Here is a 15,923-nt window from a genome sequence, read left to right as displayed (position 1 = left end):
TAGACGTGACCATCGATCTGGACCACTGGCAGAACCGTCTCGACGACCTCGCCAAGAAGCACGGCATTCCGGGCGCCCAGCTGGGCATCCTCCGGCTCGGCGCCGACGGCGCGGACGACGAACTCGTCACCGTCGCGACAGGCGTGCTGCACGCCGGCACCGGCCAGCCGGCCACCACCGACTCGGTCTGGCAGATCGGCTCGATCTCCAAGGTGTGGACCGCGACCGTCATCATGCAGCTCGTCGACGAGGGCGCGGTCGCCCTCGACACTCCGGTCGCGGAGGTACTGCCGGAGTTCAAGCTGCGCGAGCCCGAGGACACCGCGGCCGTGACCGTCTGGCACCTGCTCACCCACACCAGCGGCATCGACGGCGACAACTTCACCGACACCGGCCGGGGTGACGACGCGCTGGAGAAGTACGTCGCGTTGCTGGCCGACTCCGCGCAGAACCATCCGACCGGCGCCACCTGGTCCTACTGCAACGCGGGATACTCCGTGCTCGGCCGGATCATCGAGGTCGTCACCGGCCGGACCTGGGATCAGGCGATCAAGGAGAAGCTCTTCACCGCGCTCGGGCTCACCCGCACCTCGACCCTGCCAGAAGAGGCGATGATGTTCGCCCACGCGATGGGCCACGTCAAGGGCGGCAAGGAGCCGGTGGTCGCGCCGGTGTGGGGCCTGCCCCGCGCGGTCGCTCCGGCGGGCCTGATCACGGCGCCCGCCACCGACGTGCTCGCCTTCGCCCGGATGCACCTGGCCGGAGGGCTTGCCGCCGACGGCACACGCGTGCTGACGCAGGAGAGCACCGCGGCGATGTCGGCCTACCAGACCGACTGCCCGGAAAAGCACCTGCTCGGCGACTCGTGGGGCCTGGGCTGGTTCCGCTGCGACTGGCACGGCCACCGGGCCTACGGCCATGACGGCAACACCATCGGCCAGGCGGCGTTCCTGCGCGTCCTGCCGGAGGCCGGCGTCGCGGTCGCGCTCAACACCAACGGCGGCAACACCCACGATCTTTACGTCGACCTCTACGACGAGATCTTTACCGAGCTCACCGGCGTGCGGATGCCCGAGCCGTTCGAACCGCCGGCCGAGCCGGTGACGAGCGACGTGACGCCGTACGCCGGCACGTATGAGCGCGGGTCGGTGCGCATGGAGGTGTTCGACGACGAGGGCAGGCCGACCCTGCGTACCACGATGATGGGCCCCTTGGCCGAACTGGAGGACACTCCCGTTGAAACGTACGAGATGATCCCGGTCTCGCAGGGTGTGTACGCCGTCCGTCCCGAGGGCATGGAGTCGTGGGCGCCGGTGACGTTCTACTCGCTGCCCACGGGCGAGGAGTATGTCCACTACGGCGCTCGGGCGACCCCGAAGAAGCTCGGCTGACCGTGCCCATCGAGATGCCCATCGAGACCTCTTCCCTCGGCCTGGCGGCGGAGGACGCGGCGAGATGGGCCGCCAAGGCGGGAGTGGTGGTCCGGGAGCTGCGGAACCTCGACGAGGCCCACGCCGTGATCGACCTGCTCGTCGAGATCTGGGGCCGGCCGGAGAATCCGCTGATCACGGTGGAGTTCCTCCGTGCCCTGACGAAGGCCGGCAACTACGTCGCCGGCGCCTACGACGGAGACCGGCTCATCGGTGTCTGCATCGGCTTTCATGAGGAGCCGGCGGCACGCACCCTGCACAGCCACATCGCCGGTGTGGTGCCAGAACTGGCCGGCCGCGGTGTCGGGACGGCGCTCAAGCTCCACCAGCGCGCGTGGGCGCTCGCGCGCGGCATCATCGCGATCGAATGGACCTTCGACCCGCTGGTCAGCCGCAACGCCTACTTCAACATCGTCAAGTTGGGGGCGCTCCCGGTGGAGTACCTCCCCAACTTCTACGGCGCGATGCACGACGCGATCAACGGTGGCGACGACACCGATCGGCTCCTGGCGCGCTGGGAGCTGCTCTCGCCGCGAGTGCTCGCCGCCTGCTCTGGAACGCCGTTCGAGCGCCCGGTCGGCGGTCCGTCGAGCAGGCGGGTCGCGGCTCCGGCCGATATCGAGGCCCTCCGCGTCAGCGACGCGGCCACCGCCGGGGCCTGGCGCCACCGGCTGCGCGACGAGCTGGAGCCGCTGATGGCCTCCGGCGGTCGCGTCGTCGACTTCGACTGCGAGCTCGGCTACCTCGTCGAGCTCGGCGACCCTGACCTGGAACAGATCCGGAGAACGTCATGAAGCTGCGGGGAATCGAACTTCGTCGTGTCTCGATGCCGCTCGTATCACCGTTCCGTACCTCGTTCGGCACGCAGACCGAGCGCGACATCCTCCTTCTCAAGGCTGTGACGGACGACGCCGAGGGCTGGGGCGAATGTGTCGCTCTGGCCGACCCGCTCTACTCGAGTGAGTACGTCGAGTCGCAGGCGGACGTGCTGCGACGCTTCCTCATTCCGAAGCTGGCCTCGCCCGAGGGGCAGGCCGCGATCGCGCGCTCGGGTGCGGCCGCCGTCGCCGGCCTGCTCCATCCGTTCAAGGGGCAGCGCATGGCCAAGGCCGCTGTGGAGATGGCGATCCTGGATGCGGAGCTCCGCGCTCTCGGCCGCTCGTTCGGCCGTGAGCTCGGCGCCGTCGACGATCGGGTTCCCAGCGGTGTGTCGGTCGGCATCCACGACTCGGTCCCGCAGTTGCTGACGGTCGTCGAGGGATATCTGGACGCCGGGTACGTGCGCATCAAGCTGAAGATCGAACCGGGTTGGGATCTGGCCCCGGTGGCCGCCGTACGCGAGCGCTTCGGCGGGGACGTGCTGCTTCAGGTCGATGCCAACACGGCCTACACGCTTCGCGACGCGCGCCACCTCGCGAAGCTCGACGAGTTCGAGCTGCTCCTGATCGAGCAGCCGCTGGAAGAAGAGGACGTCCTCGGTCACGCCGCGCTGGCACGGCAGATGGCGACACCGATCTGTCTCGACGAGTCCATCGTCTCCGCGCAGACCGCCGCCGCGGCGATCGCGCTCGGCGCCTGCCAGATCATCAACATCAAGCCCGGTCGCGTCGGCGGATATCTCGAGGCCAGGAAGATCCACGACCTGGCCGCGGCCAACGGACTCGCGGTCTGGTGCGGGGGCATGCTGGAGACCGGCATCGGCCGCGCGGCCAACGTCGCCCTCGCCGCCCTGCCCGGATTCACGCTGCCAGGGGACGTCTCGGCCTCCGACCGCTTCTACCACACCGACATCACCGAGCCGATCGTCCTGGAAGACGGTCACATCGCGGTACCCACCGGCCCCGGGCTGGGTGTCACGCCCATCCCGGAGGTGCTCGACGCGGTGACGACGTCGACCGAGTGGATCGTCTTCTGAGCATTGGCCGGTCGGATGGCACGCGGGCCCGGCCGCCTATACTGCCGGGCGTGAGCCAGCGTCTGCGTGCCAGCCTCGCTCGCGTGCTGGACGACCTGGGGACCACGCTCCTCGAGTTGGTCGCCGGTGACGTCGACCATCCCGGAGAGATCAGCGGACTCGTCATCTTCGACCCGCTCGACGAACCCGTGCTCGGGCCGCGCTCGCTCGTGCTCGGAGTCGGGGTGGACCCGGCCGGCGGCATGCTGGCCCGGCTACTCGGCTCGCTCGGTGACCATGACGCGGTGGGCCTCGTCGTCCGGGCTCCGGTCGCCCTGACCCCCGAGGTGCGGGAGGCGGTCCAGACCAGCGGCGTGGCCCTGATCGGCCTGCGCCGGGGCGCCACGTGGGCGCAGCTCACCGCGCTCATTCGCTCCCTGCTCGCCGAAGGGGATATCGGGGTCACCGGGCACGAGTCGCTCGGCGGCCTCCCGTCGGGCGATCTCTTCGCGGTGGCCAACGCCGTGGCCGCGCTCCTCGACGCTCCCATCACCATCGAGGACCGCAACTCCCGTGTGCTCGCCTTCTCCGGCCGCCAGGAGGAAGCGGATCCCTCCCGCGTGGAGACGGTCATCGGCCGGCAGGTGCCCGAGCGGTACGCCACGCGGCTGACCGAACTGGGCGTCTTCCGCGACCTCTACCGCTACCAGGGGCCGGTCGTCGTCACGCCACAGGATCTGGGAAGTGACGGGATGACGGTGCAACGCGTCGCCATCGCGGTTCGCGCCGGCGACGAGATCCTCGGCTCGATCTGGGCCGCCATGGACGGCGCGGTCGACGGCGAGCGAACGGAGGCCCTGCTCGAGGCCTCGAAGCTGGTCGCGCTGCATCTGCTGCGGATCCGTGCCGGCGCCGATGTCCGGCGAAGGCTGCGTACCGACCTGATGGGGACGGTCCTCGAAGGAGGTGCGGGAGCGCGGGACGCCCTCGTGCGGCTCGGCCTGTCCGGTCGCCGCCTCGTCATCGTGAGCGCGGTCCTGCTGGCCGACGACGATCACGCCCGTGCGGACCAGAGCAGAGCCGCCGATCTCGAGCGGCTCGCGGACGCGCTGTCGGTCCATCTGTCGGTGACGGTGCCGTCCTCCGCGGTGGCGACCGTCGGCGGCACGGTGTACGGCCTGCTGCCCGTGGTCGTCTCGACGGGTAGCCCGGAACAGCGAGCCGTCCGGCTGGCCTCCGACTTCGTGGACCGGGTCGGCGGCAGCCTTCCCGCGATCGTGGCCGTCGCCCCGGCAGGAACGGACATCAGCGCGATCGTCCAGGGAAAGGCCCAGGCCGACCGGGTGCTCCGGGTGATGCGGGAGGGTCACACCACCCTCCGGGTGGCGCAACTCGACGACGTTCAGACGCTCGCCCTGGTCCTGGAGCTGCGTGACCTCGCGGCAGCGCGCGACGAGCGGCCGGTCGGTGCGATCGCCCGCCTGATGGAGTACGACGAGCGCAACAACGCCGGCCTCGTCGAATCGCTGGAGGCCTGGCTGGATGCCCTCGGTGACGTGGGCAAGGCGGCCGGCACGCTCTTCATCCACCCCAACACACTGCGCTACCGGCTCAGGCGCGTCACCGAGGTGGGCGAGATCGACCTGGACGATCCGGAGCAGCGGTTCGCGGCGATGCTGCAGTTGCGGATCCTGGCGCCGCGCTAGCCCGTGGCGGGATCTGCCCGGCGGGCCCGCAGGAAAATCGTTCGCTTCCCCGTAGACCCGGACGGCAACATTGCCACGGCGGTGCCGACACTCGGGAGGGCGGATGGCTGTGCTCGGATCAGATGACGGCTCCGGAGACGGTCCGCCGGTTCGCAGATCGGCGGTTCTGCTGGCGCTGCGCCACTACTGCGGTGAGCTGAAGCGTCAGTGGCGGGTCGCGGTGCCCGCGCTGACGCTGCCGGCGATGGGGAACATCTGCCTGTTCTACCTGCCGCCGCTGCTGGTGGCCGGGCTCGTCGGGCATCTGGCCGGTGGCGCGGACGGCTCCACCACCGCGCTGTTGCCTTATGTGCTCGGCTTCGGGGCCTTGCTGCTGGCGGGCGAGGCGTTGTGGCGGGTGGGACTGCATTTCCTGAACCGTACGGACGCCCGGGGCATGGAGCGACTCGGCGTGGTGGGAATGGAGGAGTTACTGGCCAAGGACGCCGCGTTCTTCCATGACAACTTCGCCGGCTCGCTGACCAAACGAGTGCTGGGATTCTCCTCCAGGTTCGAGGAATTCGCCGACCTGCTCACATTCTCGATCATGGCCAAGGTGGTGCCGCTGGTCTTCGCCTCGGTGGTGCTGTGGCAGTATCACCCGTTGCTCGTCCTCGTTCTCGTGGGCCTCATCGTCGTCACCGGCGTTCTCGTCGCGCCGCTCATTCGCCGTCGCCAGGTGCTGGTCGACAAGCGTGAGGCCGCGAAGGTGCTGGTGTCGGGCCACATCGCCGATGTGCTGACCAACATGGAGACGGTACGCGCGTTCGCCGCCGAGGATCGCGAAGCCGGCGAACATCGGGCCAGGGTCGCCGAACAGCGCAAGCTGACGCTCCGTTCCTGGGATTACGGCAACCTCCGGGTGGACACCGTCGTCGCCCCGTTGTCGGTTCTCACCAGTACCGTGGGCCTGCTCCTCGCCGTGGCGCTCCGAGGCGGTCTGGGCGTGGAGGCCATCGTGGTGACGTTCACCTACTACTCCAACGCGACCGGCATCATGTTCGAGTTCAACCAGATATACCGGCGCATGGAGAGCGCGCTCACCGAAGCCGCCCAGTTCACCGAACTGTTTCTCATACCACCGACCGTGGTGGATCCCCCAGATCCGCAGCCGCTTCGCCCGGCCGACGCGAGCGTTCGCTTCGAGTGGGTGAGGTTCGCGCACGCCGATGGCCCGCCCCTGTTCGATGGCCTGGACCTGGACATCCCCAGCGGCACCAAGATCGGGCTGGTCGGGCAGTCCGGCGGTGGCAAGAGCACCCTCACCCGGCTGTTGCTGCGTCTCATGGACGTCGACGAGGGCCGGATCCTGATAGGCGGCCAGGACATCACCCGGCTGCGCCAAGCCGACCTGCGCGGCCTTGTCGCCTACGTCCCTCAGGAACCCGCCCTGTTCCACCGGTCGGTGCGTGACAACATCGCGTTCGCCCGGCCGGGCGCCACCGATGCGGAGATCATCCAGGCCGCACGGGCGGCGCATGTCATGGAGTTCGCCGACTCTCTGCCGAACGGATTCGACACCTTGGTCGGCGAGCGCGGCGTCAAGCTCTCCGGCGGCCAGCGGCAACGCCTCGCCCTCGCACGCGCGATCTTGCGCGATGCCCCGATCCTGCTCCTGGACGAGGCGACCAGCGCTCTCGACTCCGAAAGCGAACTCCTCGTCCAGGAAGCCTTGTGGCACTTGATGCAGGACCGTACCGCCCTCGTGGTCGCACACCGCCTGAGCACCGTCGTACGCATGGACCGGCTCGTGGTGCTCAACCGTGGACACATCGTGGAGCAGGGCACCCACAGCGAACTCCTCCAGGCCCAAGGCCCCTACGCCCGGCTCTGGCGCCACCAGTCCGGCGGCTTCCTGGTCGCTGACGACACCCCCGACGCGGACGGCATGGCGGCCGGGCACACGGCCTTCGGGCTCGGTCAGCCAGGAGGCAGAACGGTGACGCCGTAGCGGGCGGCCTCGGCGGAGTAATTGAGCAGGGGATACTCAGGCGCTGTCGGTGCACCTGTACTTACGGTGAGCCGCATGCGCACCCTATTACGCGTGTTCCTGGGCGCGGCGCTGGGGGTGGGGCTGCTCACAGCGCTCCAATCCCCCGCCGTCGCGGACCCGATCGTGAACATGACCGTCACGATCAAACGCATCACCCTGCTGGCCGGCGGCGACTGCGGCGACGCCGACTTCTACAACCGTGTCTGGATCAACGGTATCTACATGGACAACGAGGACAGCGACTCACAGGACGACTGGGAGGGCCACAACGACATCACCCCTGATTGGGAGTTCTCCAAGCCCATCGACGTCGCGACCCTCGCCACGCCGGGCCGGATCCCGATCAAGATCGAGGTCCACGACGAGGACGGCGGCCTCTGCTTCGGCGGCGAGCACTACGACTCCTCCCCCACTGCGGACCGCTACTTCGACGGGTACGTCGACCTGGCCGGCTGCTCGGTCCACGACCCACGGCAGACCGACGGGCCGTTCCTCGGCGGCTGCCGTACCGACATCGTCCAGGAGGGTACCGCCGACGAGCGCGTCAGGTTGACCTTCCAGGCCGACGCCAAGGAACCTGTGAGCGCGCCGGGGCTGAACATCCGCTGCACCCACACGCCCGCCTGGCCGCAGCCCGGCGAACCGGTGAAGATCGTCGCCACCGCCCTCGACGGCGACCTCAAGCCGACCATCGTCGCCGACGACCTGGAGATCTGGGTCAACCTCCAGGCGAGCGCGACCAGCCTGTCCGGGAGCCCGCTCCAGTCGCGGCACGGCGTCGGCTCGCTGACCGAGACCTTCACCCCCAGAGCCGAGCTGGCCCCCTTCGCGTACGGCTGCCGACTGGTGAAGAACGGCGTGAAGCTCTTCTCGTCGTGGCACACGGTGACCGTGGGCGACCCGAACCCGAACTTCACCTTCCCCAAGCCGGCGATCCCGATCATCTACACCGGCCCCAGGGACAGCCGCATCGACATCGTCTTCATCGCCGACAAGGACGAGTACTCGGGCCCCCGCGACGCTCGGTTCATCACCGACGTCTCGGCCATCATCGAGGGCTCGTACTACGACTTCAAGGAGTATCTGACCAGGCAGGACATGTTCAACTTCTGGCTCCTGCCCGACAACACCGGCTACGCCAGCGACGCCACCGGCGACAAGGACTGCGACCACGGGTTCCCCGTACTGTGGGACGACATCTACGCGTGGGCCGATGCCGGCGCGATCCTGCACCACCGGGGCGCACAGCAAGACTGCGCGATGCGCGGCGACCGGATCTTCTCCACGCTCGTCGACCCGAACAAAATGAGGATCGCCACCCACGAGACCGCCCACCAGCCCTTCGGCCTCTCCGACGAGTACGTGGGAGGCGGCGCGTTCCAGGCGGACGTCTTCCCCAACATCTACACGGAGCTGGACGACTGTGAGGACGACGCCCCGCAGCTCGGCCGCACCGGCGACGCCTGTTACAGCTGGGAGAAGGAGCACTGGTACGGCGACGCCGACTGGTGGAGCTCCGAACCCCACCCCGACGACCTGATGTTCGACAACGGCCGGGCCCGCGAGGCCGACATCCGCCGGTTCAACTACGTCTTCTCCGGATGCGAGGCCGCGAAATGCTGACCCGAGCCCGCTGGGCCATCGCCGCCACGGCCGCCCTGCTCCTGCTGGTGCCGCTGCGCGCCGAGGGGGCGCCCGAGGACCCCGCCGCCATCCCGATCCCGCAGCTCGACACCGCCGATCCCGGCAAGTCGGTGGTCGCCCGGGTGAAGTTCTCCTCCCGGACGTCCGCTATCGCCGAACGGGTCAAGGTGTCCCGCTCGCGCGCCCACACCCACTTCGGCGACCCGCCCATACTCGCACTCGGCCTGGTCGACGTGGACGGGCAGGTGATCGAGCGGATCAACACGTGGAGCCCGCTGTGGACGTACGAGGAGGGAGGCGAGGAGCACGTCGGGCTGCGTGACAGCGGCTCGGCCAGCTTCATCGTGCCGTTCTCGCCCGCTCTGTCGACCATGACGGTGACCGACGTCGCGCTCGCCGAGGACGTCCTGACCATCGACCTCAAGCCGCCGCTCAGGGAGTTCTGCCTGGCCCACCCCGAGGACTCCGACTGCATGGAGGCCGACCTCGGGGTCACCTCGGTGGCCCCGGACGCCCCGCTGTTCGCCGTCCTGGGCGAGCCGGTGACGGTGACGGTCGCCTCGGGGGTCGCGAACACGGGCCCCGACGGGCCGGTCACCGCCGTGGTCCGCCAGGACCTCGCGGCCGGCGACGGCCTCACCGCCACGGCGGGCGCCACCGTTGAGACCACCCTCGCGGCCGGGGCCGCCGCGACCCTGACCCGTGAGTACACCGTGACCTGCACCGAGGCGGGGACGCACACGATCGACTTCACGACGTCGATCAAGCCGGAGCGCGCCACCGTCGTCGACCCCGACGCGAGCGACGACACCAGGACGACGCGGCTGACCGTCGACTGCGCCATCCCGGTGACGATCAACATCCAACCGGGCAGCGCGGAGAACCAGGTCAACCTGAACGGCAACGGTGTCGTCCCGGTGGCCGTCCTCACGACCACGGCTGGGGAGTACGGCAACCCGGTCGCGTTCGACGCCACCCGCATCGAAGCGGCGACCCTGCGCTTCGGCTCGCCGGCCAAGCTCCTGGCGTCCGCCGGGCGGCCGGAGGCGCACGGGAAGATCCATGCCGAGAAGTCGGTCGAGCCCGACGAGCAGACCGTGGACGCCGACAAGGACGCCGTCACCCACTACCGCTACGACGTGCTGCAGGTGAGCGACACCACCGCCTGCGTCGTCGGCCGGGCCGCGGGGCTCACCTTCTACGGATGCGATCACGTCAGCGTCCGCTCATGATCCGTGGGTCGTCGTGGGTCGCAGCGGGCGCGGTTACCGTCGTCGGTGGTTCAGACGCATACCACCGCGGTGTGGGCGTGCCCGCGGCTGCCACGGACTTCCACCTTGACCGCGCTCTTGGCCTTGCGCACGCTGCGGTCGCTTTCCTTGACCGATTCCACCGGCCAGGGCAGCGTGATCTTCACCTCGTCGGCGGTCCTGGACGGGTCGGAGACCGCGAGCCGTACCCGCTTGTGGTAGCGGCTGATCAGCAGCGTGCACGGGCCGTCGGCGGCGAGTTGTCCATCCACGGTCTCGACGGTCCCCGCGCGCCAGAACACGGCGGCGAGCAGGTTGTCGCGGGAGATGGCCTGCACCGCTCCGGAGTTGGCGAGGATCTCGATCCGCCCGTCGTAAGCCGCGGTCTGCGTGACGGAGGCGTCGGGCAGCACGGCATAGGCGTAGCGCGCCTTGCGCGGATCCACGCCGTGGTCGATGAGGATCGTCGTGTAGTGCCTGGTGACGGCGGTCTTGTCGCCTCCGGTGGTGGCGCCCTTGTCGATGTCCCGCCAGCGGCCTGTGCGCTTCTTGCGGATCACCTTCGCGTCGGCGCCGTCGAGCAGCGCGTAGCCGGCGACACCGGACAGGTGGACCCAGCCGTCGCCCCGCGTCAGCGGCGGATGCCTGTCGTGGGTGTTGCGGTTCTCCACGATGGTCTCGATGCGGCGGCCATCGGAGGCGGCGATGCCGGTGCCGAGGGCGATCACCGCGTCATCGAGAAGGAACCACGCCTTCTTGGCCCGCAGCGAGGAGCCGTCGGCGATCAGCTTCATGGCCGCCACGCCGTACTCGCCGTACTCGCCGTCGAGTGCCACGCCGCCCGCCCACGGGGTGGGTGGCAGGCGACGCTTGCCGTGCGGGAGATCGGCGCGTCTGCGGGTGTCGACCGTCGTGCCCGGCAGCCGGTACGGGTCGATCGTGGGCCACAGGTCATCGTTCCAGTGGGTGAGGTCGCCGGTGTAGAGGTAGGTCATGCCGTCGCCGGTGTACCAGCCGTGCAGGTTCTCCCGGTTCATGGCCTCGGCCGCGCCGATGCGCTCCGAGCTCATCGCGATCGCGTAGGCCCAGGTGGGACGGCGGTGCACGACCCGGTCCATGTCGGCGAAGACGTACGTGCCCGTCGTGCGCGGGCCGACCGGCACCGACGGGTCCTCCAGCAGGGCCCTGGCCCGTGCGATGCCCGCCAGCGGTGCGAGCGTGTCGTAGGGGATGGTCTGGTTGCGGGTGAGCCAGCCCTTCACCAGCGGTCGCCAGCGCTGGGCATAGCTCTCGGGCGCCGCCTCCAGCAAGGTGAGGATGGCGTCGACCGCCTTCTGTCCCGAGTGGTAGTCACGGTGGCCCTGCACCGAGATCTGCCGGCCGCGTACGCAGTCCATCATCAGCCCGTCGAAGATGAACGGCGCGAACGAGCGGTCCACGATGCCGTAGACGTTCCCGATTCCGGCGATCTCCCACGGTGATTCCGCGAGCATGGCGATCAGCTTGGCCACGCTCTCCAGATAGTCCACGCCGTAGCTGCCGGTGTAGGGGTACACGTCGTGCTGGATGAACGACCCGTCACGGTAGAAGCCGTCGCCTGGGCCCGCGGTCCGCCGCAGCAGGTCGGAGACCGCGTCCCTGGCCCGTTTGATGAGACGCGCGTCGTGGGTGAGCAGTCCGCGCATCGCCACCGCCATGGCCTTGCCCGCCCGGTTGGCGCCGGTCTCGACGACGCCTGGGTGGCTGACGCGGCGCTCCGGGTCGGGGCACCAGCGGCGCAACGGGCGCAGCCAGCGCTCGAGGCGGTCCTTGGGCAGGCCGTCGTACAGCAGGGCGCAGGTGTCGGTCAGCGAGCGAGGGACGCCGATCTCCCACCAGAACCAGTTGCTGTCCCGCCGGTCGAGCCGTTCGTGGTAGGCGTGCTCGTACAGGAAGTCCAGCGCCCTGACCGCGGTCTCGGCGACCGTCCTGTCCCGGTGCATGGCGGTGCCCGGCGTGGCCCAGCCCAGCGCCAGTGTGCGCATGCGGTTGTAGGCGCGGTTGAAGTTGCCCGTCCGGGGGTCCTCAAGCGGCAGATCCGGCCACAGACTCGGGCGATGGGGGGCGGGCTTCAGCTTGCGCAGCACCGCATTGGCCGAGCCCTCGACGGCCTGCGTCTTGTCGGTGTAGGTGGAGCTGTACGACCCGCCGGCCAGCAGGTTCACCCACCGCTCACGCGCGGCGTCGAACGCGGCGGTGCCGACGGCCTCGGCCGGTCTGTCCCACAAGGCGAGGCCGGCCACGGCCGTGGCGCCCAGCATGGCGGACCGCCGACTGAGGGGGTGGGTCATGGAGGCCTTTCCGTCAATCGGGCAAATACCAGGTGAAACGATCATATGTCGACAGGTGGGTGGATCGTTTCGACTCTGCGACAGTGCCCCGGCGCCCGAATGTCGCCGTGGGTACGCTCCGCGTCACCGATGTCGTCGGGGGCAACGAGCCGGACGGTCTCCTCGGCGGGGCCGCCAGACGAACCGGATCCCTTCGCGGACGATCCGGCTAGCTGATCGGGACGGTGAGGCGGCGTGTGGTGGGTGGTGGTGGCTCCCTGCGCTCGCCGAGGAGGGTCATGAGCTGGTCCATGGCCACCTCGCCGAGCTTTTCGCCGTCCACGTCGATCGAGGGTACGTCGCCCAAGCCGAGGCTATCGACGACCATGCGCTCCGAGCTGACCACGACATCGCGGATTCCGCGGCTGATCAGGGCCACCTTGTCCGCGCAGGCTCCCTTGCCATGCAGGCCGTAGACGCCATGGCCGCCGGCGTCCACGGTGACGAGCGCCGCTCGTGCCCCAAGAGCCTCGCGCATCCCGCGCCCGGACGCCAACGAGGTCGCGGGATCGCGCTCGTTCTGCAGGATCAGGATGCCACGGGGCCCGTGACCGGTGACGGCGACCGGGGGCTCGACCGGCGCGGCCTTCCAGAAGGCGCAGGGCCAGATGCCGGCCGGTGAACCGCCGCTCAGCGGGTACGCGGCGAGGTCGGCGGCCACGTTCTTCGCGTACGCGGCCACGCTCTTCGGCCAGCGAGCGTCGCCGCACACGACCGCGTACGCCGCCGCGACCGTGTTGTCCGTGGGTACCCCCGGGGACGTGACCGGCGACAGCTTCGCCAGGACCAGCTTGAGGAGTTCGGCCTGCTCGGCGGTGCCCTTGCCGGCGGCGAGGTCGGCGGCGGCCCGCCAGCTCTGGGCGAGCGGCGTGAGCGCGGCGTCCTGGTAGAGCAGATTGAAGGTGATGAACCGCAGCACGTTGCCGGTGAGCATGGTCGGCGAGCCCGGGATCCGCACGGGCTTGGCGTCGAGCCGCTTCCCCAGCGCGAGGTACGCGGCCGTCACCTGCCGCGCCGTGTCGCCGAGGCCGATGGTCGCGTGGTTCTCGGCGGCGTGGCGGGCTGCGTCAGGGAAGCGCTTCGCCATTCCGGCGCTCTGCCCCCGGAACTCGTCGTACCAGATCCGGTCCGGGTCGACGGCGCTGTCCAGGACCACCCGGTCGGCGCGCTTGGGGAACAGGGAGGCGTAGACCGCGCCGAGGTAGGTGCCGTACGAGCCGCCGTAGTAGGAGATCCGCCGCTCGCCGAGCGCCCGCCGGATCAGGTCCATGTCGCGAGCGGTGGCGGCCGTCGTGATGAACGGCAGCAGGTCGCCGGATCGGGCCGCGCAGCGCGCCGCGGCGGACCTGGCGAACGCGACGCTCGTACGGATCGAGCCGTCGGCGTCCGGGTGGGGCGTGTTGGGCACCATCTCCCCGGCGGTCAGGCCGCACGTCACCGGGGTGCTGCGGCCCACGCCGCGCGGGTCGAAGCCGATCAGGTCGTAAACGTCGCGGACCGCGCCGGAGGTACGCCGTCCGAACTCGCTCGGCAGATGCAGTCCTTCGCCGCCCGGCCCGCCCGGGTTCAGCAGGAGGGCGCCGCGCCGCCTGGCGGGGTCGGCTGCGGGGATGCGGGAGACGGCGATCTCGATGGTCCGTCCGCGCGGGTCGCGGTGGTTATGCGGCACCTTCAGCGTGCCGCACCGCTGCTTCGGGTCGATCTCCATCCCGGCGGGCGCGGCGGGACAGTCGCCCCACACGATCGGTCCGGGCCTGTCCGGCGAGGTGTCCCCCGTGGCGGCCGGTGCGTACGCGACCGGGAGCACGAGGGCGAGCGCCGCCACCGCGAGCGTCCGCACATATCGTTTGATCATGGCATGACGCTATGCGGCGTGCGGGCGGATCGATGGTGCCCGCATGTGGATCCGATGGTGGTACAGACACCACCCCGGGGCCACCGAACGTGTGGACGTCGCCTGCGTCACACCAGCCGGCTCACCGCGGTGTGCAGTTGCTCGACGTGTTGTTCGCTCTCCGGCTTCATGAGCACGCTGCGCAGGATGCGGGCTCCCTCGGCGTCGCGGTCCACGCCGGGGTGGCGGTGGGCGAAGTCGCCGGCGGAGGCCCGGAGGGTGCTGAGGAAGACGGGGTCGGGAGCGGTCATGCCCTCGGCCAGCACGCGGGCCGAGGCCTGGTCGATCGCGGAGAGGGTGGCGGCTTCGACGGCGGGGAAGTAGGTGACGATGTCGAGCTCGGGCCGCTGGTAGAGGGTCAGCGCATCGGAGCCGTCGATGAGCTCGCCCCAGCGCAGGGCCGCCCTGCGTCCCGCCGCCAGGACACGGCCCAGTCCCTCGGGAGTCGGCGGCAGCAGCCGGAAGGTGAGCCACAGCGCGGCCGCCGCGGCGCCGGCACGGGAGCACTCCAGACTGATCTCGCCGAGGTGCAGGTCGGTCGAGGTGAAGTACGTGTAGGGCGAATCGTGTAGATAGAAGCGCCCTACCTCGGCGTCGCGGAAGATCACCGCACCGCATCCATAGGGCTGGAGCCCGTGCTTGTGCGGATCGATCACCACGGAGTCGCACTCCGCGATGGCCCGCCACGGCTCCTCGGCAAGCCCCGCCGGCCCATCGGACCCGGCCAGCAGGGTGAAGAAGCCGCCGTACGCGGCGTCCACGTGGACCCGGGCGCCGTACCGCCGGCACAACGGGAGCGCCTGGTGTACGGGGTCCACCGCGCCCAGGCCGGTGGTGCCGGTGGTGAGCACGACCGTGCCGACCCGGCCGGTGCGCAGCACGTCCTCCAGCGCCTCCAGGTCGATCCGGCCAGTGCCGTCGGCGGGGACGGAGTGCCCCTCCATGCCGAGGACCCCGCACATGCGGCCGTGCGTGTAATGGGCCTCGGCGCTGTAGGCGACGCCCTTCCCTGGGTGACTCTCACGGGCCACGAAGAGCGCTTCCAGGTTGGCGATGGTGCCGCTGGTGGTGAGGTGGCCCAGGTGCGTCTCGAAACCGAACATCGCCGCCAGCTGCGCCACGGCCTCGCGCTCCATGCGGGCGGTGGCCGGGCCGCCGTCCAGGGCATGGTTGTTGGGGTTGATCAGCATCGCGGTGAGGTAGCCGACCACGGCGGCCGGGTGCGGCGGCTTGAGCATCTGGCCCGCGTACCGGGGATGAAAGAAGGGGTAGTTGTCGCGCAGCCGCTCGGTGAACTCGGCGAACGCGGCGCCGAACGTGTCGTCGGCGAGGTCGAGCGCGGGATGGGGTTGGTACGGGCCGAAGCCTTCTGACCACTCCTCAATCGCCTTGGTCGCTTCGCCCAGCCATCGGTTGAGATCCACCCGCTGCTCTCCTTGTCGTCCCATGACGGATGTGCGCTGCCACGATACGATTCAGCCCCCTCCGGACCCGCTGCGGCATCCACCATCGAAGTCCTGATCCAGCTCTGCCGCGAGCCCGGCGCGCAGGTCTCGTAGCGCGCCCGACGAGCTCGTTCTCATCAGTGGCGGCACCACGCGGCTGATCGACCGCGTCGAGGAGGCCGGGCTCGTCCGGCGCCGTCCCGTCCCGGCGGACCGGAGGGTCACGGTGGTGCACTGGCATGCGACGTTGCGCGCATGA

The 15,923-nt window shown here is 69.9% G+C and carries 11 protein-coding genes; 8 read left to right on the top strand and 3 right to left on the bottom strand.

What is annotated here, in order from left to right; genetic code table 11:
• Window positions 1-5 precede the first annotated feature (5 nt).
• The 7 genes from ITP53_RS01520 to ITP53_RS01490 all read left to right on the top strand — a co-directional run bounded on the left by ITP53_RS01520 (window position 6) and on the right by ITP53_RS01490 (window position 9,938).
• The gene (locus tag ITP53_RS01520; protein ID WP_195893416.1) at window positions 6-1,391 is read left to right on the top strand and encodes a serine hydrolase domain-containing protein; all 1,386 of its coding nucleotides are present in this window, start codon (window positions 6-8) and stop codon (window positions 1,389-1,391) included.
• A 2-nt stretch (window positions 1,392-1,393) separates the two neighbouring features.
• Window positions 1,394-2,224 (top strand): GNAT family N-acetyltransferase, encoded by an 831-nt coding sequence (locus tag ITP53_RS01515; RefSeq protein ID WP_328813652.1) that lies wholly within the window; start codon window positions 1,394-1,396, stop codon window positions 2,222-2,224.
• A complete protein-coding gene (menC, locus tag ITP53_RS01510) occupies window positions 2,221-3,345 on the top strand; it encodes an o-succinylbenzoate synthase (protein WP_195893415.1) in 1,125 nt (374 codons plus the stop codon). Before ITP53_RS01515 ends, menC begins: the two co-directional genes overlap by 4 nt.
• A 50-nt stretch (window positions 3,346-3,395) precedes the next feature.
• Window positions 3,396-5,030, top strand: a complete 1,635-nt coding sequence (locus ITP53_RS59980) for a PucR family transcriptional regulator (RefSeq protein WP_195893414.1) — start codon at window positions 3,396-3,398, stop codon at window positions 5,028-5,030.
• A 103-nt stretch (window positions 5,031-5,133) separates the two neighbouring features.
• A complete protein-coding gene (locus ITP53_RS01500; RefSeq protein WP_195893413.1) occupies window positions 5,134-7,020 on the top strand; it encodes an ABC transporter ATP-binding protein in 1,887 nt (628 codons plus the stop codon).
• 75 nt (window positions 7,021-7,095) lie between these two features.
• Window positions 7,096-8,685 carry a hypothetical protein gene (locus ITP53_RS01495; protein ID WP_195893412.1) on the top strand — a complete coding sequence of 530 codons (1,590 nt, stop codon included), beginning with the start codon at window positions 7,096-7,098 and terminating at the stop codon, window positions 8,683-8,685.
• Window positions 8,664-9,938 carry a hypothetical protein gene (locus ITP53_RS01490; RefSeq protein ID WP_195893411.1) on the top strand — a complete coding sequence of 425 codons (1,275 nt, stop codon included), beginning with the start codon at window positions 8,664-8,666 and terminating at the stop codon, window positions 9,936-9,938. The genes ITP53_RS01495 and ITP53_RS01490 overlap by 22 nt, the downstream gene beginning before the upstream one ends.
• Window positions 9,939-9,988: 50 nt before the next feature.
• On the opposite strand, the gene ITP53_RS01485 is transcribed toward ITP53_RS01490, so the two are convergent.
• The 3 genes from ITP53_RS01485 to ITP53_RS01475 all read right to left on the bottom strand — a co-directional run bounded on the left by ITP53_RS01485 (window position 9,989) and on the right by ITP53_RS01475 (window position 15,643).
• Complete coding sequence (locus ITP53_RS01485) at window positions 9,989-12,286, bottom strand: polysaccharide lyase 8 family protein (RefSeq protein ID WP_195893410.1); 2,298 nt, start codon at window positions 12,284-12,286, stop codon at window positions 9,989-9,991.
• 208 nt (window positions 12,287-12,494) lie between these two features.
• Window positions 12,495-14,180, bottom strand: coding sequence for an alpha/beta fold hydrolase (locus tag ITP53_RS01480; RefSeq protein ID WP_195893409.1), 1,686 nt, complete (start codon window positions 14,178-14,180; stop codon window positions 12,495-12,497).
• 107 nt (window positions 14,181-14,287) lie between these two features.
• Window positions 14,288-15,643, bottom strand: a complete 1,356-nt coding sequence (locus ITP53_RS01475; RefSeq protein WP_195893408.1) for a pyridoxal phosphate-dependent decarboxylase family protein — start codon at window positions 15,641-15,643, stop codon at window positions 14,288-14,290.
• A gap of 157 nt (window positions 15,644-15,800) precedes the next feature.
• Here ITP53_RS01475 and ITP53_RS59975 point away from each other — a divergent pair, with 157 nt between their 5' ends.
• Window positions 15,801-15,923, top strand: coding sequence for a MarR family transcriptional regulator (locus ITP53_RS59975; RefSeq protein WP_328813679.1), 123 nt, complete (start codon window positions 15,801-15,803; stop codon window positions 15,921-15,923).

Origin of the sequence: Nonomuraea cypriaca (assembly GCF_015645445.1) — a bacterium.
Taxonomy (GTDB): domain Bacteria; phylum Actinomycetota; class Actinomycetes; order Streptosporangiales; family Streptosporangiaceae; genus Nonomuraea; species Nonomuraea cypriaca.
This window is presented reverse-complemented; position numbering and strand designations above follow the sequence as displayed.

What these genes read in the sequence shown, in the direction of transcription:
- menC (WP_195893415.1), top strand. Translation starts at nt 2,221, where the DNA reads ATGAAGCTGCGGGGAATCGAACTTCGTCGTGTCTCGATGCCGCTCGTA.
- ITP53_RS01490 (WP_195893411.1), top strand. Translation starts at nt 8,664, where the DNA reads ATGCGAGGCCGCGAAATGCTGACCCGAGCCCGCTGGGCCATCGCCGCC.
- ITP53_RS01480 (WP_195893409.1), bottom strand. Translation starts at nt 14,180, where the DNA reads ATGATCAAACGATATGTGCGGACGCTCGCGGTGGCGGCGCTCGCCCTC.
- ITP53_RS01500 (WP_195893413.1), top strand. Translation starts at nt 5,134, where the DNA reads ATGGCTGTGCTCGGATCAGATGACGGCTCCGGAGACGGTCCGCCGGTT.
- ITP53_RS01485 (WP_195893410.1), bottom strand. Translation starts at nt 12,286, where the DNA reads ATGACCCACCCCCTCAGTCGGCGGTCCGCCATGCTGGGCGCCACGGCC.
- ITP53_RS01495 (WP_195893412.1), top strand. Translation starts at nt 7,096, where the DNA reads ATGCGCACCCTATTACGCGTGTTCCTGGGCGCGGCGCTGGGGGTGGGG.